The sequence below is a fragment of the Shewanella sp. GutCb genome, from assembly GCF_002836135.1.
In the GTDB taxonomy this organism is placed as follows: Bacteria; Pseudomonadota; Gammaproteobacteria; order Enterobacterales; family Shewanellaceae; genus Shewanella.
On the sequence record NZ_PJBL01000020.1, the window covers coordinates 23,582 to 46,939 of the forward strand.

Here is a 23,358-nt window from a genome sequence, read left to right on the forward strand (position 1 = left end):
TTTACTCGGTTTACTATTTTTTAATGGTTTAGTTTTAATGATTTAGTGTCGTTAAATTTGGTTAAAAATACCCATCTCTATAAAATACCTGCGCCACATTAACCACAGTTCTTCAATCGTCTGAGCTGTGCCTATTTGCTGTTGAATCAGTTGATCTTTACTGGCTTTGATTGACTGGGTTTGTTGCAGTTGCTTGAGAAAACAATACTGAGTAGCGTTTAAATCAATAATCCCGAGTCGATAGTTTCTTCTAAAGACGGCAGCAAAACTGGGTTCTGGTAATGGCAGCGGCGGTTGTTGGTTGTCGTTACTGCTGCGGTAGTAGTTGCAGATGGGGTAACTTAGCTTAAACACTTGCAGCACTGGGACTAACTGCAGCTGTTGATCCTGGGTCTGTTCGTCTGCTTGGTTTTGCTGCGGATCGGCAGGGTAGCCAGTGGCTTTGGCATCAAATAGATGATTGAGTGCAATTTCGAACTTTGCTAGCTCAATCATAAAGTCTGGCCAATCTTCTTTTATCTCCAGCTCTGCATCTGGTCTAGTCTGCTGCAGAAAATGGGGCAAGTTATCCCCGAGATTATTGAGGGTGTAACTGTTCGAAGGCGATGTCTGTAAATACTGAGTCGCGAACAATGCGAACAGTTCGTCACCGAGTGCATATTTGAGTGTGGGGAATTGACTGGCCATACACTGCTGTAGCCTAAGAATGTAGCTGCGTTGGTAGATCCCAACATGCGCTTGCGCCGACAGTTTGTGTGAAGAGACGATCTCATTACTGATGAATGCATTTAACGCTGGCTGCATTGGCTGCGTCAGTGCATCCAGCATACTTTGCTGTATTTGGGGCAAGTTTTGCGGCGTTAAACTGCTCATTTAACACCTTGAGTTGCGGCTAAATGAGGCTTTGAAATCATAAAGTCAATGGGGTTTGAAACAGCAGCAGTGCTAATTTCGGTCTCATTGATATGGGGTTCGGTAATGATGTTTGAGATGTTGCTCATATACTGTTTAGCTTTGAGTAACTCTTGATGATAGGCAGAGAACGTGGGGATATTGCCATCCCACTCTAAGCAGGTGGCACAGCCTTGGGTGCGTTGCCAAGCCAAATTAAACAGTTGCCACACAGCATTTGTTACCGGGCTGTCGTGCGTGTCTATGATGTAGTCACCGCAGTGCTGGTGGCCTGCGAGGTGCATCTGCACTATTGATTGATGCGGTAGGCCTTCGATGTACTCAATAGGGTCGAAATCATTATTGAAAGCTGACACAAATACATTGTTGACGTCGAGTAACATACCGCAACCCGTTTGAGCGGTGAGCGCGCTAAAGAACTCCCACTCTGGTATGTGCGATTGGGTGTAACTTAAGTAGGTACTGGGGTTTTCTAGCACGATAGGCCGTTGTAAAAACGATTGCACTTGATCAACACGCTGACATACGTGACGAAGTGCTTCTGCGGTCAGTGGCAGGGGCAACAAATCGTGGCTATTGAGGCTTAAGGCGCCAGTCCAACATAGATGGTCACTCACCCAAGCGGGTTGCACTTCATCAATGAGTTGCTTTAACCGTTTAAGGTAGGTGAAATCTAGCTCGTCAGTACTGCCAATAGACAAAGATACACCATGCATTACTATGGGGTAATCTGCTGCTATCTGTCTGAGAACGTGGCGCGGACGTCCACCTGAATCCATAAAGTTTTCTGAGATAATTTCAAACCAATCGACCTTGGGTTTATTATCTAAAATCTCATTAAAATGCTGGCTTCGAAGGCCAAGGCCCAAGCCCAAATTTGGGCTTGCCTCGGTTTGACGATGAAAGTTAGGCATCATTACCTCTGATTAATCGTCGTTGAGTTTGTTGTTAGTGTCGCTGCACTCAGATTCAGCAAGTGTTTTAGAGCGTGATTCAATGCTACGTTCAACCAGTTCTTGAGTGTTCTGGGCTGGGTTATTAAACCCAAAGGAGCAGGATTTATCACCTGAATTGCCGCAAGAGTCATATTCACCAAATGACTCTAGCCATGCTTGAGGCGGACCCGCGGGGAAAGGCGCTTGGCCTACATTACGACGAGATTTGTCCATGCGTTGTTGAAACAGTTCTCTAGCAAGTAACCAAACACTGTTGTTTTTATTCGCGCCGAGGGTACTGAAACGTTCTGCTTGAATGGGGGTGGCGCAACTTCCTTGCCATGAGCAGTCATTAGCGCCAGGTTTACACTGTTCTGCTGCATCACCAAATAAGCCACAGCCACCTTGCCCAGCACAGTTATTAAGCGTGTGGCATACATGAGTTTCTGTTGCGCAGTAGCCAGTGCCAGCGCAGGTATTGGTACCAAATCTGTCATGTCCACGGCAGGCATTTAACCCCATACAAGCATGTAACTCCAATGGTGTTGCCGTATTGGGCATATTTTTGTTTATAGGCTGACTACCGCAACCATGACTTTGGATCTTATCGTTTAACTTAGACATTTCGTTATCCTCAATAGGGTTGGGTTAAGCCATTAATGGGGTATTTGATGGCTCAAGAAAGCCTTCTAAGGAGACATTGGGTAGGTCGAGAATACGCTGCTCAATGTAAGCTATCTTGTGAGTGCCCCCGACAGCTTGATTAAACAGTTCGATGATCTGTGACTTAGGACTAGAGGCATTGCTAAATCGATATTCTTCAAAGGTGGCGGTGGCAGTGTATTGCTGACCATCGGCGGCTATATACTTAAAGCCTGTCATTTCGCCGCAGAGCGAACTTAAGATCCAAAGCATGCTCTTATGGATCCCAAACATAAATATTTCGAACTGAGTGTGCTCGTCTGCGCGGTAACAGGCCTGCGACATAATGAACAGATAGCTGTACATTGCATTGGTGAGGTTCGATACGGCTTGGATCGTGGCGGGGTAGTCTGGTGTTTCGGCGTTATCGGCAAAGTTGTAGACAAAATATTGCTCAACGTCCATCTCATCGCCAAATATGTTTTTAAACTCGGCGTTGATATTGATCAGCTCTTGTTGAAGTTGGTCAAATTTATAGTAGTGGGCGAGCTCATGTTCGGAATTATCATCATATCCGGTGCCAGCCCCTTCCCCTTGTTCCACAATGATCGCCAGCGCTGCTAGTGCACTGGCTTGGTCAACAACATGGATTAACCCCCCTGCATCGGCGGCATTTTCGTATACGGGGTTATGTTGTTTGTCGTAATAGATGGTGTCGATATTATTCTGTGCGTAGTAGCCACGGTTGGGAATAAGCTGCGGCCGTTCTGAGTCATAATCTCCCTCATGGCAATAATACTCTTTGATACAGTCTTCAATGCCTTGATAGAAGAGCCCAATGGTGAGGTAAGGGATCGCTGTAACCTGCTTTAAATTCTTGTCGAAAGGTTTGGGGCTTTCAATCTTTTTGAAGGTTTCCAACTGCTCAGTGCTTAATTTCGCTCGATTGATAGGAAACTCTGGCTCGTGACCAGGAAGATAAGCAGGCCATTCACTTGGCGCTTGTCCCACCAGAACGGGGTTACCGAAAAGAGATTGTTTCACATTGGCAGAGAGCGACATATGCAGCATCTCCTCCACAACAACACTCATGATATTTGCGCCAGCTTTATTGGCAAAAACCATAATCTTGGCGGAAAGTTCCAGTGCTTGCTCCTGTGCTTTTTGTTGACAGGTTCCTTTTTCAATCAACAGCTTAGTGAATTCTTTTTCTAAATAGTCTTGTTTTGGCGTTCGATTGATAGAGTAGTAGGTTGATAAGTAGGCCGGAATGGTGGCGATTTCGATACCGATTGCTTGTTGCAGGGCTTCTTCCAAATTACCTTTAGTGATTTGAGTGATACCATCACCCATAATTGTTTGTGCCATTGTTAATTCCTTTTATACATTGCTAATTAAATTCATCTTAAAAAGTGTTTAGGCTTCTGCTGTTATTTTGGCTATGTCGAATGTTTGATCCGCTAGCGAGATAGAAGTCATTAACTAAAACTTAGGACATATTTGGCTTAGCAACCTTTCGATAATCTTCTATTAAAATATTTTGATTATTAATCAGTTGGCTACATCGTGCTTGAGTTGAGTCTTACGTTATTACTTAATGCAATTGGTATTGGTGTTCTGACGCGGCATGTGGGGGCAAGGGATGTAGCGCATGTATTTTAATGCGCTACACGTTGGGGGTTAACCAATGGCTGGCGTGTGACCGCTGTGGGTTCTTTGTAAGTTTTTTAACAGCATATAGATTGACGTTGTTGCTAACACAAAGCCTAAATACAGTATTAAAGAGTGGGCTGAACGGCTACTGTGCTCGGCGACGATAGGACCGAATACTGATCCAACACTATAACTGAGTAGCATTAACTCGGTTGCAGCGACAATTTTTTCAACCTCTAAAGCATCGCAAGCTAGCGTGATTGCAATGGGGTAAAGCGCAAAGCAACTGGCACCTAAAACAAAGTAACTGATGCTGACTAGTGCAATCGAATTCCCCTCTAACACACCGACAATGCCTGCCGTTCCCAGTAAACAAAACTGTGCCATTAACAGGCTTTTACTGACTCTGATGGATAGATAACTCACCAGAGGTTGAATAAGCATGCCGCCCAGAATGATCAGCGCCATTAAAAATGCGGTTTTTTCAGTACTGCCAAGTTGGGTATTGATGTAGGTCGGCATCAAGCCATAAATAGGCCCAAGTAGCATACCTGAGACCAAGCAACCAATAATGGCTGGTGTGCTGATCTTTCTTGCTTGTCGAAGGCTAATTTTTTGGTGTTCAATAACCGCTGGCTGACCTATTTTAATCAATAATGGTGGCAAAATAGCAATGAACAATAAACCGATAACACATATAAAAGGCGTTAATCCGCTGATACCAACAGGCCCGATGGCAAGTTGCCCTAATGCGCTACCGCCATAAAGGGATGTCATATATAAGCCTAAGCGCTTCGCTCTTTGTTTGGCGCTATCAGCCATCAACAACCAAGACTCTACGACCACGAACACACCAGCCACCGCAATACCAGCGATAAAACGTGCTGCTAGCCAAACCCAAGCGGTTGGAAAAATTAGCATGAGTACTATGGTGAGAATTAGCAGTGATAGAAACATCACTAATGCGATACGGTGACTTGTTCTGCTAATGACTGACTGAATACAGGTGGTGCCGACTAAGATCCCTAAATAGAAAATACTTGCAAGCCAAGCAATGAGTGATGTGTCTATTTCGAACGACGTTAAAGACAAAGGGATAAGGCTCATGAGAAAGCCTGATGCAATAGCAAAAAAAGCCAGACCTGTCACCGGAGTGAACGTGCTATTTTCTGATGTTTTAAAGGCAGATTTATCCACCTTGTACTCCTTAAGGTTATGCTTTTGCATGTTTGAATGCAAATTTGAGTCAGCGGATTTTATGCCTTTTCTGGGTAAAGTAAAGTTTATTTTTTAAACGCTGAAACAAGGCAGGTTATTGACTGGAGTTTTAACTAGTATCTAATTGTATTTAAATAATATTAAACTAAATTTACTCTAAGGTTCGTGATGAGGTTGGTCGTTATTTTATATGAGATTTTTGGGTGGTTTTAAAAGCAGGAACTCGTTGTGTGACTAGCCAAGTAAGCTTTTTCTTTACAGCGGTTAGAGGCTAGATTGTATTGTAATAGTAAAAATGACGAGTTTAATGTCGTCACTTTTACTGTATTCAGCATGTTTCTGTTGACTAGCTTAAGGTTAACGCAACCATTTTTAAGGGATGATTACCATCAAAAGAAGGGAAGTCTTCATGGCAATCGAGCCATGCATGGTGGGTCACCTGACGCCCTTGTTTTTCAACGCAGCGCACTAAACTGTCAAACCAAGCTTGGCGGTCAACTTTAGCGACATTGTTACAGCACACTATGGTGCCACCGGGCTTAGTGGTTAGCATTGCCGGCTTAAACAAGCTCTGGTAATCATTAATGAGATCGACAATGCCAAAGGCGCTTTTGGCGTATCTTGGTGGGTCTAAAAAGACCAAATCAAATTGAGTGGCTGCCAGTTTGGGATAGGCGGGTAGTTTTTGATTCCTGCGTCCGCCGACTTTCAAACCTGCCAGCTGTCTTAAGGCAGGAAATGCATCACTTTGAATAAACTCACAGACATTTTCAACGTGGTTGAGTTGCGCATTCCTTTTGCCCGCAGCCAATGCGAATGAGGAAAAATCGATATTAACAACCCGTGTTGCGCCGCCAACGGCGGCAGCGGTGCCAATACCGCAAGTATAAGAAAATAGATTGAGTACCGTACGATCCTGACTGTGTGATTTTACATATTCACGGCCAATGCGCATGTCCAAAAACAGCAGTGGATCTTGGCCTTCATGGCGCAATTTACTGCTGAACAACATACCATTTTCCTGCATTTGCTGTTCACTTGTCGCGAAAACTTCATTGTCATCACTTAAGCTATTCAGTACGCGGGAATTCTTGTTGGAGCGGTCATTATAAATGACCGGTAACATTGACTCTTGGGTCAGCTGAACTGTTATTTGGCTAAGCTCATCTTCAGTCAATGCTTGGTGAAAACTTTGGATCAGCCATGCATTGCCATAGCGATCAATATTGAGGCCATTGATGCCCTCTACCGTACCGTGAAATATTCGATAGCAATCGGTTTCGTTTTGCTTTGCATTCGCTAAAAATTGAGTTCGTTTGCTAATGGCAACACTCAAAGCTTGTGATACTGACTGGGGAGTAGGGTTCGATGGACTTATCGACATAAATACAGGGCTCATTTGAAATAAAGGCAGATGGGACGCCGCTAATAATAGCAAAGTTAGCGCAATAAATATCGTTACCGAAAGCCGAGTGGTGTTTTAGTGGCTTTATTAAGTGTGAGTGGTATTTGTTAATATGGATTGCTACGCTTGAGGCGTGAGACCTGACCAACAGAGGTGTTGATGAAAATTGTGTTAGTACATGGCATTTTTAATACCGGGTATGTGATGCGCTGGATGCAGCAACAATTTACGCTTGCAGGCCATGAGTGCTTTTCACCCACGATTGCTCCGTTTGATGGACGTTTGGGTATTGAGCACGCTGCAGCCAACTTAAAGCGGCAGATTGAGCAAGAGTTTGGCCTTGCGGAAGAGATTGTTGTCATCGGTTTTAGTATGGGCGGCATCGTGGCACGTTATTATTTACAGCTTTTGGGGGGAGCTGCAAGGGTAAGGCAGTTTTTTAGCTTATCGGTGCCTCATGCGGGCAGTATCTGGGCCTATTTGCCATACCCATCAAAGGGCGTTAAACAATTACGCCCTAAAAGCGAGCTGTTAAATGAGCTGCGCGCAACAGAACATATCCTTGAAAATGTTGAACTTTACTCTTACAGAACCCCTATCGATTTTACTATTGTGCCTAATTCGAGCTCCATATGGCCAGCGGCTGAGAATAAGTCATTTTGGATAGTACTGCATTTGACGGTGATATTTAGCCACAAAATTGTGGCAGAGATAAACCGCAATCTCGCATCGCAAGGGGCTGATAGGGATTAAAGCGAGTGTTGCTGATTGAGAGTTGCGACGGCATCGTTACTTAAGCTGTCTACTTTATCGGTTTTCAGATCCTTGTAGGTTCGTTCAAATGCATCCAGTCGCGCTTGTTTTTGCAGTTGATCAAATTCAAACGATTTTTTATGTAATTGTTGGATTAGCCGTTGATTATCTTGAACTAATTGTGCCTGTTGATAGACACGTTTGAGGTCAGTTTCAACGACTAATTTAAATCGAGTCAGCAATTGTTTGGTGGGGTTATCGAACTGCATCGGTTGCGAGTCAAGCATACAGATGGTGCCAAAGACATCACCATTGGGCCAACTCAGTGGTAATCCTAGATAGGCTATCATCCCCAGTTTTATATCGGGATTATTCGACCAATGAGGGTCTTGGGTGGCATCGTTAACCGTGAGCAGTTTCTTTCCGGTGATCACTGATTCACAATATAATCCCATGCCCAAGCGTTCGCGTTCTTTAGCTCTGTATGGGTTGTGGGGAGTATTGCTGCTAATAAAAACTTCAATCTCTTTAGGGTAGGTTCGCATGATGAGAGTTGCAGGAATTTGAGATATTTCAGATATTAAGTTAACCATCTCTTGCCAGCTTTGGCTTATGTCTTGGTGGATGTCGATATTCTGAGTGTCGAGAGTAACCATATCTATCTTCCTTTTTAAAGCCTCACTTGCTAACAGTAAGGCAATTTCATGCAGTCCTCATACTATTTAAGTTGGTTTCTACCTAAAATCAACTTGGTAAACTAAAAAGATGAACTAAAAAAATGAAAAATGAGGTTTCAGGAAAATAATCATTATTTGCTGTTTCGAATAAGGTTGATAAACAAAGGGCTGGCGATTAATACCTGACGTTGAAGTTCAAATGAGACATAGCTGCGGCGTTTGCCTTGGTATTTAGCACCTTGCAAACGTTCGCTTAATATCTCACCTGTATTAACGACAACACCGCCGAGAAAATCCATTAGTTTGATGCCTATATCAGACCGCGCTTTGTAGCCAAACGAAGTGTTTACTGGGTTCTCGACTAAGGTAAAGAGCAGTTGCGCGACGAAGTCCTCGGACACATGGGCACCGCCTAAATAGGTGCTTAACATGTATAGGCAACCAGGTTGCTCTGCAGCAATTAAATGTGCCGGAGTTAGCTCATTGTCATTAAGCTTGCCGTGCAGTAATTGCTCAAATGTTTCTTCGGTAACTTTAACCATAAATATATGGCCGGCGAGCAAGCCGTTGACTTGGTAAAACGACACTTCCGTTGAATCTACCGCCGCTAATGACTTGATAAAGGACTGACTCCATTTTTCCCGTCCACGGCTAAGGTTGGTGTGATAATTGGCTATCCAGTTATACATTTGCGGTGCTTCATCAGCCTGTTTGCAGAGTTTGTCGAAGCTAACATTGTCTGCAGATATATAGGGGTGAGCCCCCATAACATGGTTGTAGTTTAACTGTTGCTCCATCATTTTATTGAATGCATCAAGTGACGGCAGTTGTTTTAATTCAAAGCTGGGATCGCATAAAAGCGTGTGTGGTTTATCACCAAAATACTCCATTAGCGCGACTTGCCTGCGCAGGTTCGGGCTGACTTTGCCACGTTCCCAGCGACTAATGGCTAGTGAGTCGACGTCTGCAAACAGGTCATTGTTGCTAATCAGTGCTGATGCTAACGCTTCTTGAGATAACTGTGCTTGAGCACGTCGCTGAGAGATGTAATCAGCAATCCCGGCAAAATTATCTGACTTCATAACGTTTCCCCATATTCTTAATTAAATCGTAGCAGCGATATCCACCTAGGCATCGGATTATTATTTTTTCGTCGCCATGCCCTAATACTGCAACTGCATTGTTGGTTTAATAGTGACCAATGCATTACCGCGTAACCTTAAGTTAGCAGTTATTACTGATTAGGGTTAATTGCAACATACATGTTCATTTGAGGAAATACACTATGCCTAGCAATATCATATCTACCGATTTAGCTTCTTTAAATGCAGACCCTAGCAATACTCGAACGGTAAATAAGTTTGCTAAAGTGGCGCTGACGACCTTGTGTCTAATGGCACTAACCGCTTGTGCAAGCGGTGATGGTATGGGTGAAGATGGTCGCGATAGTAACCGCGGTATGAAAACCGGTGCCGCAGGTGGTGCCATTCTAGGCTTGGCGATGGGCGCAGTAGCGGGTGATGCAGGCATGGCCTTAAAAGGTGCAGCTATCGGCGCTGCAGCGGGTGGTGTGGCGGGAGCGGGCGCTGATTATGCCAATGATAGAGAAGATTACCGTAATGAAAATGCAACTAAGAGCATTAACATTAACGGTTTGCCTGGAACTCAAGTTGGAGTGGCTAGTCAGGCCCCGGCAACACCACAAAATTGGGACCGTTTAGATACTTTTAGCGGCCAATGGCAAGTTAATATCTGGGCCTTAGATAGCCAAGGAAAAAGAGTTGAAGCCACGGGGGTTGCACAAGGGGGGTTAAGTAAAACAACCGCCGCTACCTTGTCAGTTGAAAATCTGGCGGTATCTGGCGTTAAGCAAGATTTAACCGGGCAAGTTGAACTGTCTTACTCGCCTGAGCTGGGTTATCAACTACAAACTGACTTTAACGGTAATAAGAAGCTGAATTTTTCGGGTGAGTATCAACCACAGTTGCAACGTTATAACTACTATCCTGTTGGTGTGAATGGGCAAACTTACTCAGGTAATGAACGTAGTCAGATGCGTATTGAACTGAGATTTGCGGGTAAAGATGTATTTTTAGTCGACAGCTACGCAGTGGTGGATGGGCAAGAGGTACAAATACAGTCTTACCGTTTCACCCGTCAAGGATAAGTTTCAATACCTATTTAAGCTATAGCGCTAATGGCAGTGAGTTAGCGCTATAGTTTAGCTTAACACTGAGCATTACAATGTTAATTGTGGAAAGGTTAATTGTGCGCTGCAGCCTGTGGGTTGCATATTGGATAAGCTGAACTGCCAGTGGTAGCGTTGACACAGGCTATCGACAATCAACAAGCCAAGTCCGTGACCATGTTCATTTTCTTGTTCTGATTCGGTAAGCCCACGACCTTTGTCGGTGATGACTATCTCATGACGATTGATTGATATTGTGATCTCTCCAGAGTTACTTGCATTAATGGCATTGCTGATGACATTAGTCAGTAACATGCGCAGTACTGCGGGGGGCGGTTTTATGACTGGAGCTTGCTCAAAGTTAATGCTGATATTAATACTCTTACTATTAGCCAGCCCTTGTAGCGGTTGAATTATTTGTTGCACTTCGGCTAAAGATAGAGATCTTGGCGGATTGCTTCCGGTTGCTCTTTCTTGTTTAACTAAATTTAGTAGGGCATCAATAGTGTGCTGCATATCAAGGGCTGCACGTTGGATACGGCCTCGTTGACGTGCTTGAAACTCGAGAGCGTTGTTTTGCTCTTGCAGTTTTGCAGCGCCGCTGATCACGGTCAATGGTGTTCTCAGTTCATGGCTGGCATAACGAGCAAAGGCTTGCTCCTGCTTCATCATCATCTCATTTTGTTGTCGATAATGGTTCAGGCTATCGGCAAGCTCACGAAATTCAGCCGCCGATTGGTCTGAAACACTAAAGGTTTTGTTGGACTCTGTTGATTTTAATTGCCGACTTAACTGCTCTACGGGCTTAACTAGGCGGCGGCTCAGCTTATGGATAGCAAAGCCAAACAAGCCAAAGAGTACGCCGATAAAACAAAGCACAAACAGATTAATAGCGGTCCATTCAGTGTCACTCAATTCAACATTTTCGGTTGGCATAATCAGAAACAAAGATTTCAGTTGGCCATCGAGTAAAAATTCTCCTCTATAGAGAAAAATCTCTTCTTGGCTATGTGCTCCCTCTGCGCTTAAAGGCGACAACGCGACTAACTCATGCAAAAATCCAACCTGATTATTGTTATAGACCTCACCATTAAATCCGATAGGAAAATCGCCTAACTCACCATATTTCTCTGGAATTAATTCTAGAGAGTAAAAAGCTTGCACGTGCATACCGATATCTAAGGGTTGTTTGGCCCCTTGCTGGAATAAGCTAATGGCGTAGGGGGCACTCGTTTCAAGTTCGTGTTGATTAACTTCATCTTCAATCCATTGCATCAGTCCAAGCATCGATAGGTAAATTGTCAGACCGATCATTATTGCAATAGCACTGAAATACCACATCAACTTATGCGGTAGGCTTGAGGCTGAAGAGACCTTATTAAGCAGCTTGTTTAGCAAAGTTCCTCTCCAAGCTGCAGTCTAAAGCCTATTTTTGGTACTGTGGCTAGCATGGGCTGTTTAAAAGGTTTGTCGAGTTGATTACGCAGCTGGTACATATGGCTGCGTAAAATATCATTGCTGGGTGGCGATTGTCCCCAGATCTCTTCAATTATCATCTCTCGTTTAACCACATTTGGCGCATGTTTCATCAGCAGTAACAATATTTGATAGGTCGTTGGTGTGAGTGCTAACCGCATCTGTTGACGATAAGCTTGGTGCTTAGCAATATTAAGTTCGACATCGCCGAATGTGAGACTGCCTTGTGCTACTTGGCCACGGTGACGTTTTATTAGTGCTTTGACACGGGCATCGACCACGTCGAGATCGAAAGGTTTACCAAGATAGTCATCAGCACCACAGTCAAAACCACTCAGTAGATCCGCTTTGTTATCCAGTGCCGTTAACATCAGAATGGGGGTGGTACAACCAAGCGACCGCAATGCTTTACATAGGCTTAGGCCATCGAGTTTGGGCAGCATTAAATCTAATAAGATGGCATCAAAGTCAAATGCTTGCGCGAGTGACAAGCCTAGCTCGCCATTATCTGCGAAATCAAGTTCAGCGCCTTGAGCCTCAAAGTAGTCTCCAAGAATGCCCGCAACGTCTATGTTGTCTTCAATAATGAGTAGTTTTAGTGTCATCGTTAAGCGATTAATCAGTCAGTTAGTTGTACCCACTTTAGCACTATTTTTGTCGAAAAAATGTCAATGACATTTTCTTCACCTCAATAGCTGCATGCTACTGGGAAAATATATCGAGTAGGATGTTTCATGCCATATTCCCATGCGAACCCAAGTGCTCACAACGCTGAAATATGTTTGTCAGTCATTGTGCCACTGTTTAATGAATCACAAATGATAGCGCCATTAATTTCGCGGCTAACGGCAGTATTATCTGAGCTTGATGAAAGCTCTGAAATTGTTTTTGTTGATGACGGTAGTAGTGATGACTCTTGGCTGCAGGTCAGCCAATTACCTTTGGCCGACAATGAATATCAATGCATCAAATTGAGCCGTAATTTTGGTAAAGAGGCTGCAATGTCGGCGGGTATTGAGCATGCCAGAGGCTTGGCGGTCATTATGCTTGATGCCGACTTACAAGATCCTCCAGAGCAAATCCCATTAATGCTGGCGCAGTGGCGTGCCGGATACGAAATCGTCAATATGAAACGACGAAAGCGCCTAGGTGAAACCTGGTTTAAGCGTTTTTCTGCGGCTTGCTTTTATCGATTGATGAATTGGCTTTCTGATTCGCCGGTGCCGGAAAATGTCGGTGACTTTCGTTTAATGAGCCGTCAGGTTGTCGACAGTATTAAAGCATTGCCTGAGCGTAATCGATTTATGAAAGGTTTGTTTAGTTGGCCTGGTTTTTCACAAAAAACCTTGGAGTTTGACCGTGATCCTCGCTTTGTGGGCGAAACAAAATGGAATTACAGCAAGCTATTTGGCTTAGCAATGGATGGCATCACCTCTTTCAGTTTTAAACCGTTGCGTATCGCTACCTGGTGTGGCGTGTTTACTGCTTTTAGTGCCTTTGCTTATGGTGGTTGGGTGGTAACTAAAACGCTTGTATATGGTGACACCGTTGCCGGTTACCCCTCAATGATGGTGGTGCAACTTGGCTTGGCGGGTATTCAGCTGTTGGCATTAGGGTTAATTGGCGAGTATCTAGGGCGAGTCTTTGTGGAAGTTAAGCAACGGCCACTTTATTTCATCGAAGAGGTCGCTTATCGGCAGTCAGTTTCACAGCTAAAGCCTAGCCGTCAGCAGCAAGGTGACGAGGTTGCGGTACAAAGCAATATCAGTTACTTGGAGGCTAATTGATGCAAGCTTTGAGTTCTGCGCAAAAAAGCTTGGCTGTGCTGTTGCTGGTGGTATTGACTCGATTATTGCTACTGCCTTGGTATCCGTTAATGGATACCACGGAGGCTCGATATGGTGAAATGGCGCGTTTGATGGTGGAAACCGGTAATTGGATCACGCCGTTATTTGATTACGATGTGCCGTTTTGGGGAAAACCCCCACTGCATACTTGGATGAGTGCAGTGTCTATTTTGGGCTTTGGTGTCTCTGAGTTTGCAGTGCGTTTCCCGCATTGGATTGCTGCCATGCTCACCTTAGGTGTGGTGGCACTTTTTGCTAAAAGGCTACGTTTACCAGTATTGCCAATACTCATTATTTTAGCCTCAACAGTGGTGTTTATTGTTAGCGCGGGTGCTGTGATGACCGACATGGCATTGACCTTAGGTTTGACGATGGCAATGGTGGGGTTTTATCTGTGTTGGCAAGGTGAAGTTCGCTGGGGCTACTTTGGCTTTGTGGGTCTTGCGATTGGCTTACTGGCGAAAGGCCCTGTTGCCTTGGTTATTTTCGGCATTGGCACTGGATTATGGCTACTGTGGCAGTATGGATTGATTCGACCGTGGCTCCTTTTATGGCGGCGGGTTCCCTTGATTAAAGGAACCATATTAATGCTACTGATTGCCCTACCTTGGTATGTTATTGCTGAAAATACCACGCCGGGATTTTTAAGTTATTTCATCGTCGGTGAGCATTGGTCAAGATTTGTTGATAGTGGTTGGCAGGGGGATCTGTACGGCACTGCACACGATCAAACTCGCGGTACCATTTGGCTGTATTTTATTGTCGCGGCCTTGCCTTGGTCTTTGTTTTTACCGCAAGCGCTTTATAAAGTGATTATCGAAGCGCCAAAGAGAAGTGATGAAGATAAAGCGTTACAGGGCGCAGGTTTCGCGAGTTACCTTGTTTGCTGGATGATAGCGCCTATGGTGTTATTTACCTTTGCAGGTAACATATTACCGGCTTATGTGTTGCCTGGGATCCCAGCATTGGCGATATTGATCGCTTTTGCTTGGCGCCATACACAAGTGCCGATGTTGCATCGAATCGCACTGGCTATTACTGCGTTATTGATCATCGCAGTGGGTGTTATTCATTTTGACGCAGGAAAGAATAAAAGTGAACGTTGGTTATTGCAGCAACGACAAGTGGACCTTGCTACTTATTACTGGGGCAAAATACCATTTTCTGCACGCTTTTATACTGCAGGCAAGGCTGAAAAAATCACCTCGTTAACCGATGTAAATCAGAATGGAAATCCATTTTATCTCTTTGTGCAACACTCCAAAGCCGATGATAGTCGTTTTGTAAATTGTGATGAGATTGCCAGAAATAAAGATAGAGGCTTACTGCTTTGTCGTCCCAGCCGATAGGTTTACTGAGTCAGTACTGGCGTAAGTACCAACAAGAAGGGCGCTTCTTGTTGGTCGGTGCTAACGTATTTGTTGCTGATGCGGTGTTATTTTACCTGTTATTTGAAACGTTTGGTTTACCCCTGATATGGGCGAGAGTCGGGGCATTTTCCGTCGCGGTAGTGTTGTCGTGGTTTGCTAACCGCTGTTGGACTTTTAGTGATAGGCAACAAGCGGCTAAAAGTCGGCAATTAATAATGTCTGTTTTAGTCTCGAGCATGGCGGCGGTCGCTAATCTGTCTGTTTTTTATTTGATATCACTGTGGCTTGGTCAATCGCTGCTAGATACCGCATTAGCCTTTAGTGTGGGTGTATTAACAGGTTTAGTACTCAATTGGTTTGGCGCCAACTTTTGGACTTTTAGATCGCTAAATATCGATTAATGCCGTTTATTGAGGGTGATATGTTACAAACTGTTAAATTTGCTTTTACTCTTAGCCTAAAACCGATAGCTTGAATCATTGTACTTTTGTTATCGCTAATGGAGTAAATCAAACATGGAATCGGTTTTAAAAGGCTTGGGTATTGGATTAGTGGTATTAGGGGGCCTTGTCGCTCAGCCTGCTGAAGCAAAGTCAGCGTCTAAATTGACGCTGACAGAAACGACATTGAATGCGCCTTTTAATTTGACGCACCCTATAGTGTCGGCCGATCTGTTACCTGCTGCAGGTAAAGAGTTAGTCGCCTTTGGGATTGATGATTTGAGCCAGCGCTGGATGGCGGTTTATGCGTTAGAAAGCGGTAAGTATAAGCTGGCGACTAAATTCGAATTGCCCCAAGCCCTGCACTCGTTCGATATTACTGAGTATCAAGCAGGTAAACGCCAACAGTTGTACTTTTTATCGCAAGATGAACTGCTACTTTTTCAGCCTCAAAAAGACACCGCCAATGCCGAATTAATCTCATTAGCTGATATCAATTCTTTATCCTTTAAATCCCGCCCAGATTATTTAAGTCGAGGCGAATTTATCGCGGATTTAAATGGCGATAAACAAGACGATATTTTGATCCATGATTTTAATCAGGTACATCTATTTATTGCTGATAACGGTGAATTTAAGCAGCAAGTGTTGCCGATTAAACCGCAGTCTAGATTGTTTGAAGATGGCGCCACATATACCCAGTCCAAACTCTATGCTAGCGATATTAACCTTGATGGTTTAGTCGACATTGTCAAAATTGGAGAAGGAGAGTTAGAGCTTTATCGACAAACAAAAGACAAGATGTTTCACCCCATTACAGAGTTTGTGTCAGTACGCCAACCTATAAGTGGCATTGACTGGTGGAATAAGCGTGATGCCTATGGTGAGCAGCTCGACCAAAGTGAGTTGGTGTATCGCAAAGTGGAAGAGCTTAAGGACATCAACAACGACGGCATTACCGATCTGGTGGTGCGCTATACCAAAAGCTCAGGTGTATTTGATAGATCCAACGACTATGAGGTCTATCTCGGTGAAAACCAAAAGGGCAAGTTGGTGTTCCCGAAGCTGCCTAGCAGTGTTGTTAAAGCAGAGGGCACATTAACGGGGCTACAGTTCGTTGATATTGATAGTGACGATAAAGTCGAAGTGATGGTGGCTGGGTTTGATATCGGCGTATCACAGATTATCGGTGCATTGCTTTCTGGCAGTATAGATCAAGATGTTCATTTGTTTAAAATGGATGAACAAGGACGCTTTGCTGAAGAGTCAAATGTCAGTAAAGAGGTTGAACTCAACTTTAGTTTAAGCTCAGGCCAAAGTGGCAGTCCAGTGGTCAAGTTAGCTGATCTTAATGGCGATGGTTTGAAAGATTTAATGCTATCTGATGACGAAGACACCTTAAGAGTCTATTTCGGTCAAGCTGGTTCACGCTTATTTAGTCGTGATGCAGAAAAGCACGATTTAAAGTTGCCTATTGATGGCGGGATGCTGCAAAGCGACGACCTTAATGGCGACGGTAAAGAGGACATTTTAATCAAATATGGTAAGCAAGATGATAAAGCATTAGCCAACCAATTTAGAGTGTTCTTCGCTAGCTAAATAATTCTTGAGGGGCAGCGAGTTGCTGCTCCTTTACGCTCATTTGGTCTTTTATTATGCCTTCCGTTAACACCTCATCCTTCCGTAAAAGTCATTTATTGTTCAATCTATACAAGTAATAACACTAATTTACAAAGCTATTCAAAGGCTTTCCTTACATTGCAATTGTTGACAGTTCTTGACGTGGATCCTTGGTCATAGGTAATGAGTTTGTCATTAATTAGTTAAGGAAAATAAATGAATTTCACACCTCGGGGTATTACTTGTCTCTTTCTTGCATTGGCTACAGCTGTCGGATGTAGCTCAGATGATGACAGTGATTCAAGCAGTGAAGCTTACATACAGTATTACAATGCGTCACCCAATAGCACGGCAACGGCGCTGGTTTTAGATGGTTATCAATACACAGCGGTGAGCTATGCTGATGCTCAACCTCGTTATGTTTACAATACGGGGAGTTCCGAGATGGAAGTGATTGGCACTGATGAGCTGGGCGATGAGTTATCGCTCTATTCATCGACACTCTCACTTTCAAATGACGATGAACATTTTTTTGTTTTACTCGGTGATTATGGCGCTACTGAATTACTCGATATTCAATATGATCGCAGTGAGATGGATGAATTGAATATGGATGAAAGTGATGACTACAGTAAAATGCAGATGTTAGTGATGCATGCCGCCATGGATGAGCCGACTTATGATGTTTATTTTGGTTTGGATGGCGAGGACTTTAGCGGCGCGAACATGCTTGATTCGCTTAGTTATAAGGATTATTCAAGTGAGTTAATGTTTGATACTGGTGAATATGTACTGTATTTGACTCAGACCGGACAGAGTACGCCAATCTATACTACTGCAACACTGGATTTAACCGCTAATACGGTTTACAAATTTGTTATCCGTAATAGTTTTGGCCCTGGAACACCTAAGCTCACTATTGATGCTGTTGATTCGACGGGTAGCCCAACCCAATATGCCAATATTTATGCCAATGCTGAGTATCGTGTTTTTAACGCGTTAAACAGTGTTGATAATATTGATATAGCGATCGCAAGTAATCAGGAGACTCAATATCTTTATGAATTAGGCAAACATAGTTTAAGCGATTTCAAGACCATAGGTTATAACGATTATGGTGTAACGATTACCAATAAAGATTCGAATGAGGTGTTAGCCAATAACTTGTTAGTGACCTTTAATCAAGATGAGAGTAAATCGATACTGGTTTATGAGGACGAGCTAGGAATGACCAAAGGGATGACGCTAACTCATGATCATCGTCCTCGTGCTTTTACCCATAAAATTGATCTAGCGAACTTAGTTTTCGACTATGAAACGTTAACCATCTACTTTGTTAAATCAACCGAAACCATTGAATCTGCTAAGTATAAAATCACTGATTTTGAGTTCACCGAGTTGGAGTCAATCAGCATAGAGTCTGGAGAGTACGAGATTAATGTCGTCTTTGAAGATGAAAATGAAACGCTCACTTTACTCTACCAATCTGACCCCCTGTTTTTTGATAGTGCAGGCAACTACACCATGGTACTGAATAAAGATGACACACAGCCTTTAGGTTACCGACTGATACTATTTTAGTTGAGCTAAGACATTACAGACCGCGGTTTATTGCGCGACCTGGTATGTTCTACACTACTGTTTCTCTAGGCTTTTGAGAGCGTCGATGTCGACGCCCTTTATGACTTCTTTCTCTAATGCGTGTTGCTGACTAATATTATTGGCTTTCTTTTGTTCCTGTAAGCGCTGTTGTTCAAGCATTATTCTGGTTTGACGCTGCGCTGCTTCCTGTTCAGTTTCGCATTGTCTAAAGCCATCAGACCATCCTTGACCGTATTGTTTATCGCTGTTAAAGCGATTGACGTCTTTTTTGAATTCGTCGAATAAACTCCCCGCCGCTTTATTGCCACTATGACAGCCATCATCAAAGCCATCGGCATAGGGCAGTGGGAAACCTTTTTGGACCATTAAATCATGTTGACTAACACAAGCCGAAAGTGAAAAGACAATGGCGATTGAGCTAAGAGTTATTTTAATTATTGAACTGATTGAATTCAATGTGTGGGATCCCATGAATACAGCCTTTTTAGTAAGCACTGCTAGTGAGTTTAATGTAACCGCAGCCGTTTGAGTGGATTTTTAATGTTACTTAAAGTTAATTAATCATCGAATATGGTTGCTTGCAATGGCATAAGTCGCAGAGGTAAAAGTGAAATTAGCGCGCAATTATTATTGTTATTACGATAACACTATCATTTCATTTGGGGCAAAACGATATACCTTTACCTCTGCTAAACAGGGTTTTATTGAGTAATATGGCTCAGCTCTAAGGTTAACTCTTGAATACGGCTGCGTAGTTGCTCAATCTCTGATCTTAAGGTCAATGTGCGGCTTGTTGACGGTTGTTCGCTTTGACGAACAAGTTGATAAACAGCCTTAGTCGACACGCCATATTGCTTTGCTACGTCAGATAAAAGCCGACCATTACTTTTGACTTCATTGATAATACTGAGGTTGATAGTGTGGTTTACTGCTGTCATTGGACACCTCTTATCTATACGTTAAATTAATCTAATAAAAATGGTCTTATTCGACATCCCACTGGCTGATGCCAATATGCATAATCATATGCGTGAACTCTTGGTACTTTGTTGCAACTTTCTGGATTAATTTCATGGGTGTTCCTATATCGCTTTATACGACTCAATCTAATACTACTTTATAGGTATGCTCATTTTGTGCCAAAACAAACCGCTAGAATAATCACTTACAGATCAAATGCTTGTGGTTTTTGGTTGTTGTGTGTCAGGGTGATATAAGTGGCGTTGGCTACAAATGAGGGCATACTTGCGCGATTTTGGTGCGCAGACTTAGCAATTGTCAGGATTTTATATCGTGTAAGCTGTACGATTTTAGCGCGCTTGATTTTGTAGCCATTGTCTAATAATTGCCTGCTTATATACTGTTAACAAAATAACTCGATATGTTGTCGTCTTCACTTGGGTGAAGACAGTTAGGAGTAATGTTTATGAGTGTTAAGCACGGCGGAATTATCGCAAGCTGTCTGGTTGCAGCAGTGTTCGTTTCAGGTTGTCAGACAACCAATCCATACAGTAATGAATCCCAAAATGGTAAAGCGACTAATGGTGCATTGATCGGTGCACTTGCTGGTGCGGTCATTGGAGTTGCCTCTTCAAGTAAAAGTGATAGAGGTAAAGGTGCTTTAATTGGCGCTGCATCAGGGGCTGCCCTTGGTGGTGGTATTGGTTATTACATGGATGTGCAGGAAGCTGAATTGCGTCAGCAACTGCAGTCATCTGGCGTCAGTGTCACCCGAAGTGGCGATAATATTATTTTGAACATGCCAAACGATGTGACTTTTGGTGTCGATCAAACTGATCTAAGCCAACGGGCGCAGCAAGTGTTAAATAGCGTCGCTTTGGTGGCGTTAGAATATGATGAGACCAAGCTCAATGTGATGGGTCATACCGATAGTTCTGGTGCTGCATCTTATAACTTGAGGCTGTCGCAAGTCAGAGCGAGTGAAGTCGCTAGCTACTTGATGAGCCGTCAGGTTCCATCAGCAAGAGTGGTGTCTCATGGCGTGGGGGAAGAAAGACCTATAGCAGGCAATGGGACTAAAGCGGGCAGAGCAGACAATCGCAGAGTTGAGATAGTACTTAGCCCACTAAGCTAACTAGTGTCTTTATTCAGATAAAAAGCCACCGACTCGGTGGCTTTTTGCTATTCATTAATTGCGACTTTTTGTCTGGTGGCGTTAATTTGTGAGTGATCCATTTCAACAGTTTTAAAGCCCCTTTTGCTGATGGAGCCTTGGCTGTTGTTTTTTGCGAGTAAATGCTTTTTGATCGGCGGCATCGTTATATACACCGATTGTACCTTCAGTACTTACTATGGAAATTATCATGAAAAAATGGATTGTAGCCTCGTTATTAATATTGCCACTAACGGCAACCGCTGCGCCGATAGAGATGCGCGCAGCGGGCAGTTTAAAAAATGCCATGTCAGATATTGTTGCGGCTTATCAGTTAGAGTCGAAGCAGGCTGTTAATACCGATTTTGCACCCTCAGGTCTACTCAGAAAGCGTATTGAAAAGGGTGAGACTGTGGATGTGTTTGCGTCTGCCAATATGAAACATCCACAAACCTTACAAAATGACGCACTGGCAGAAAGTGTGGTGATGTTTGCACAAAACCAAATGTGCGCGTTGACGCAAGCCAGTGTTGAAATTGATGATGACTTATTACAACAGATGCTCAGTAGTGACGTTCGTCTTGGCACGTCGACTCCTAAAGCCGATCCGTCTGGTGATTACGCGTGGAAGGTTTTTGCAAGGGCTGATGCATTAGTTGCTGGGGCGAAAAATAAATTAGAGAACAAAGCATTACAGCTAACGGGCGGTGAAACCAGTGCTAAAGCACCTAGTGGCCGTAATACCTATGGTTGGGTGATGGAAAATAATCGCGCTGACATCTTTTTAACCTATTGCACTAATGCTGTTCTTGCACAAAAAGAGGTGCCTAGCTTGAAAGTGGTACAGCTGCCCAATGAGATAGCGGTGGGAGCAGATTATGGCTTAGTCGTGTTAAAGGCTGCACAACCTGATGCCTGGAAACTAGCAATGTTTGTGTTATCTGAAAAGGGCCAAACAATCTTAGCGGACTATGGTTTTAAAGCGCCACTCAAACGATAAATACAACAAGCTCTGCGTGAAGATTGATGAATACTAAAAGACCGCTTTCTAGCATTAGCTAAAAGGCGGTCTTTAGTTTATTCAACTTTCTTTAAGCTACTTTATCAGGAATACGGTCGCCAGTCCTAAGAAGGCAAATAAGCCGATAACATCAGTCACTGTGGTTAATACCATGCCGCCTGCAAGCGCTGGGTCGATGTTCATCTTTTTAAGCAATAACGGAATACTTGCGCCAGCAAGGCCTGCAACCGTCATGTTGATGAGCATAGCTCCACCAATCGTTGCTCCCAAGGTAATGTCACCTTTCCAAGCCCACACTGCTGCAAACACAAGAACGGACCACAGCAAGCCATTCAGAAAGCCAATGGCAAGCTCTTTGCCAATAAGCCACCTGGAGTTACTTTGACCAATTTGGCCTAAGGCGATACCACGAATGACCAGCGCTAAGGTTTGATTACCTGCAACACCGCCCATACTGGGAACAATGGTCATTAAAATCGCGATAGTGGCAAATTGCTCTAATGTTCCTTCGAACATATTACTCACCGATGCTGCGAGCAGCGCGGCAAACAAGTTGACGGTTAACCACAGTGAACGGCGAAAGGTACTTTTGAGTACAGGACCAAAGGTATCGGTATCATCATCCATACCTGCCATACCCATCATCGAATGTTCGGCATCTTCTCGAATAACATCGACCACATCATCAATGGTAATACGGCCAAGCAACTTGTTATCATCATCAATAACGGGGGCAGAAACCCAGTCATGACGCTCAAACAGTTGCGCCACTTCACTGTCGGACATACCCACGGGAATAGCTTCGAGATCGGCGGCCATGATCTCTCTAATCGATGAATCTGGATTACAGGTGAGTAGATCGGCAATGCGCACACCGCCGAGTACTCGGTCCTGTTTATCGACCACATACAGCATATCGGTTGCGGCTGGCAGTTCGCCGCGAATTCTCAAATAGCGCAATATCACATCGATATTGACGTCGGGTCTTAGGGTTACAGTATCGGTATTCATGATACTGCCAGCAGTATCATCGGGATAAGAGAGCGCCTGCTCAACCCTGACACGGTCTTGGGCACTCATCGACTGCAGCACTTCATTAAAGATGCTGTCTGGTAAGCTTCTAAGAATGTAGGCTAAGTCATCGGTATCCATGCTTTCAGCCGCTTTAGCGACGCGCTCTGGACTCATTTGGCGAATAAGATTGTCTTTAAGCTCTTCGCCTAACTCATCAAGAATTTCACCTGTGTGCTCTTGGTCAATCAATTGCCATAAAACTTGGCGGGTGCGGGGCGGCGAAGATTCGAGAATAAAGGCGATATCGGTGGCTGCCATATCCTGCAACATATTGCGGACATGAACAAACATCCCGCTACCTAATGCTTTATTTAGCTGATTGAGGCGTTGGTCTGTTGTTTCGTTGTCTAAGACTTCAATCGGCATGGGTCCCTCGCAGGGTCTTTTAAAAGGCGCTTATCATAACGTAAGT

The 23,358-nt window shown here is 43.8% G+C and carries 22 protein-coding genes; 9 read left to right on the forward strand and 13 right to left on the reverse strand.

The annotated features are described in order from the left end of the window. Positions 1 to 51: 51 nt before the first annotated feature. The 6 genes from CXF86_RS11935 to CXF86_RS11960 all read right to left on the reverse strand — a co-directional run bounded on the left by CXF86_RS11935 (position 52) and on the right by CXF86_RS11960 (position 6,744). Positions 52 to 873, reverse strand: a complete 822-nt coding sequence (locus CXF86_RS11935) for an HvfC/BufC N-terminal domain-containing protein (protein WP_102039098.1) — start codon at positions 871 to 873, stop codon at positions 52 to 54. After that, entirely contained in the window at positions 870 to 1,826 is a 957-nt protein-coding gene (locus CXF86_RS11940) for an MNIO family bufferin maturase (protein ID WP_102039099.1), read from the reverse strand. Before CXF86_RS11940 ends, CXF86_RS11935 begins: the two co-directional genes overlap by 4 nt. Positions 1,827 to 1,838: 12 nt before the next feature. After that, positions 1,839 to 2,471, reverse strand: a complete 633-nt coding sequence (locus CXF86_RS11945) for a hypothetical protein (RefSeq protein WP_101093527.1) — start codon at positions 2,469 to 2,471, stop codon at positions 1,839 to 1,841. A gap of 24 nt (positions 2,472 to 2,495) precedes the next feature. Next, complete coding sequence (locus tag CXF86_RS11950; RefSeq protein WP_102039100.1) at positions 2,496 to 3,857, reverse strand: ferritin-like domain-containing protein; 1,362 nt, start codon at positions 3,855 to 3,857, stop codon at positions 2,496 to 2,498. 312 nt (positions 3,858 to 4,169) lie between these two features. Continuing rightward, positions 4,170 to 5,339 carry an MFS transporter gene (locus CXF86_RS11955; protein WP_232775165.1) on the reverse strand — a complete coding sequence of 390 codons (1,170 nt, stop codon included), beginning with the start codon at positions 5,337 to 5,339 and terminating at the stop codon, positions 4,170 to 4,172. Positions 5,340 to 5,706: 367 nt separating this feature from the next. Further along, a complete protein-coding gene (locus tag CXF86_RS11960) occupies positions 5,707 to 6,744 on the reverse strand; it encodes a class I SAM-dependent rRNA methyltransferase (RefSeq protein ID WP_232775164.1) in 1,038 nt (345 codons plus the stop codon). Positions 6,745 to 6,924: 180 nt separating this feature from the next. On the opposite strand from CXF86_RS11960, the gene CXF86_RS11965 reads away from it, so the two are divergent. After that, complete coding sequence (locus CXF86_RS11965) at positions 6,925 to 7,518, forward strand: esterase/lipase family protein (RefSeq protein ID WP_101093530.1); 594 nt, start codon at positions 6,925 to 6,927, stop codon at positions 7,516 to 7,518. Here CXF86_RS11965 and CXF86_RS11970 read toward each other — a convergent pair. Both CXF86_RS11970 and CXF86_RS11975 read right to left on the reverse strand, forming a co-directional pair. Then, positions 7,515 to 8,174: a GAF domain-containing protein gene (locus CXF86_RS11970; RefSeq protein ID WP_102039102.1), complete on the reverse strand. Its 660-nt coding sequence runs from the start codon at positions 8,172 to 8,174 to the stop codon at positions 7,515 to 7,517. The two genes, CXF86_RS11965 and CXF86_RS11970, sit on opposite strands and share 4 nt — an antisense overlap. 152 nt (positions 8,175 to 8,326) lie before the next feature. Beyond that, the gene (locus CXF86_RS11975) at positions 8,327 to 9,277 is read right to left on the reverse strand and encodes a helix-turn-helix domain-containing protein (protein ID WP_102039103.1); all 951 of its coding nucleotides are present in this window, start codon (positions 9,275 to 9,277) and stop codon (positions 8,327 to 8,329) included. Positions 9,278 to 9,480: 203 nt separating this feature from the next. Between CXF86_RS11975 and CXF86_RS11980 the strand changes: the two genes are divergently transcribed. Continuing rightward, positions 9,481 to 10,362 carry a hypothetical protein gene (locus CXF86_RS11980; protein WP_101093533.1) on the forward strand — a complete coding sequence of 294 codons (882 nt, stop codon included), beginning with the start codon at positions 9,481 to 9,483 and terminating at the stop codon, positions 10,360 to 10,362. Positions 10,363 to 10,434: 72 nt separating this feature from the next. Here CXF86_RS11980 and CXF86_RS11985 read toward each other — a convergent pair whose 3' ends face one another. Together CXF86_RS11985 and CXF86_RS11990 are read right to left on the reverse strand one after the other, a co-directional pair. Further along, entirely contained in the window at positions 10,435 to 11,781 is a 1,347-nt protein-coding gene (locus tag CXF86_RS11985) for a sensor histidine kinase (protein ID WP_257985335.1), read from the reverse strand. Next, positions 11,775 to 12,464 carry a response regulator transcription factor gene (locus tag CXF86_RS11990; RefSeq protein ID WP_101093534.1) on the reverse strand — a complete coding sequence of 230 codons (690 nt, stop codon included), beginning with the start codon at positions 12,462 to 12,464 and terminating at the stop codon, positions 11,775 to 11,777. The genes CXF86_RS11985 and CXF86_RS11990 overlap by 7 nt, the downstream gene beginning before the upstream one ends. A gap of 129 nt (positions 12,465 to 12,593) precedes the next feature. Between CXF86_RS11990 and CXF86_RS11995 the strand changes: the two genes are divergently transcribed. The 5 genes from CXF86_RS11995 to CXF86_RS12015 all read left to right on the forward strand — a co-directional run bounded on the left by CXF86_RS11995 (position 12,594) and on the right by CXF86_RS12015 (position 18,717). Then, positions 12,594 to 13,646, forward strand: coding sequence for a glycosyltransferase family 2 protein (locus tag CXF86_RS11995; RefSeq protein ID WP_101093535.1), 1,053 nt, complete (start codon positions 12,594 to 12,596; stop codon positions 13,644 to 13,646). Continuing rightward, entirely contained in the window at positions 13,646 to 15,055 is a 1,410-nt protein-coding gene (locus CXF86_RS12000; protein ID WP_102039104.1) for an ArnT family glycosyltransferase, read from the forward strand. Before CXF86_RS11995 ends, CXF86_RS12000 begins: the two co-directional genes overlap by 1 nt. Continuing rightward, positions 15,037 to 15,477: a GtrA family protein gene (locus CXF86_RS12005; protein ID WP_101093537.1), complete on the forward strand. Its 441-nt coding sequence runs from the start codon at positions 15,037 to 15,039 to the stop codon at positions 15,475 to 15,477. Before CXF86_RS12000 ends, CXF86_RS12005 begins: the two co-directional genes overlap by 19 nt. Positions 15,478 to 15,591: 114 nt before the next feature. Continuing rightward, positions 15,592 to 17,115, forward strand: a complete 1,524-nt coding sequence (locus CXF86_RS12010; RefSeq protein WP_102039105.1) for an FG-GAP repeat domain-containing protein — start codon at positions 15,592 to 15,594, stop codon at positions 17,113 to 17,115. 237 nt (positions 17,116 to 17,352) lie between these two features. Continuing rightward, positions 17,353 to 18,717, forward strand: a complete 1,365-nt coding sequence (locus tag CXF86_RS12015) for a DUF4397 domain-containing protein (RefSeq protein WP_102039106.1) — start codon at positions 17,353 to 17,355, stop codon at positions 18,715 to 18,717. A 54-nt stretch (positions 18,718 to 18,771) separates the two neighbouring features. Here the strand turns inward: CXF86_RS12015 and CXF86_RS12020 are convergent, their stop codons facing one another. Both CXF86_RS12020 and CXF86_RS12025 read right to left on the reverse strand, forming a co-directional pair. Beyond that, positions 18,772 to 19,194 carry a hypothetical protein gene (locus CXF86_RS12020; protein ID WP_257985336.1) on the reverse strand — a complete coding sequence of 141 codons (423 nt, stop codon included), beginning with the start codon at positions 19,192 to 19,194 and terminating at the stop codon, positions 18,772 to 18,774. A gap of 245 nt (positions 19,195 to 19,439) precedes the next feature. Then, complete coding sequence (locus tag CXF86_RS12025) at positions 19,440 to 19,676, reverse strand: transposase (RefSeq protein ID WP_102039108.1); 237 nt, start codon at positions 19,674 to 19,676, stop codon at positions 19,440 to 19,442. A 488-nt stretch (positions 19,677 to 20,164) separates the two neighbouring features. On the opposite strand from CXF86_RS12025, the gene CXF86_RS12030 reads away from it, so the two are divergent. Together CXF86_RS12030 and CXF86_RS12035 are read left to right on the forward strand one after the other, a co-directional pair. After that, complete coding sequence (locus CXF86_RS12030; RefSeq protein ID WP_180961057.1) at positions 20,165 to 20,833, forward strand: YiaD family glycine zipper/OmpA-like lipoprotein; 669 nt, start codon at positions 20,165 to 20,167, stop codon at positions 20,831 to 20,833. 229 nt (positions 20,834 to 21,062) lie between these two features. Continuing rightward, positions 21,063 to 21,851 (forward strand): molybdate ABC transporter substrate-binding protein, encoded by a 789-nt coding sequence (locus CXF86_RS12035; RefSeq protein ID WP_232775162.1) that lies wholly within the window; start codon positions 21,063 to 21,065, stop codon positions 21,849 to 21,851. 96 nt (positions 21,852 to 21,947) lie between these two features. Here CXF86_RS12035 and mgtE read toward each other — a convergent pair whose 3' ends face one another. Further along, positions 21,948 to 23,312 carry a magnesium transporter gene (gene mgtE / locus CXF86_RS12040; protein ID WP_101093544.1) on the reverse strand — a complete coding sequence of 455 codons (1,365 nt, stop codon included), beginning with the start codon at positions 23,310 to 23,312 and terminating at the stop codon, positions 21,948 to 21,950. Between the last annotated feature and the right edge of the window lie 46 nt (positions 23,313 to 23,358).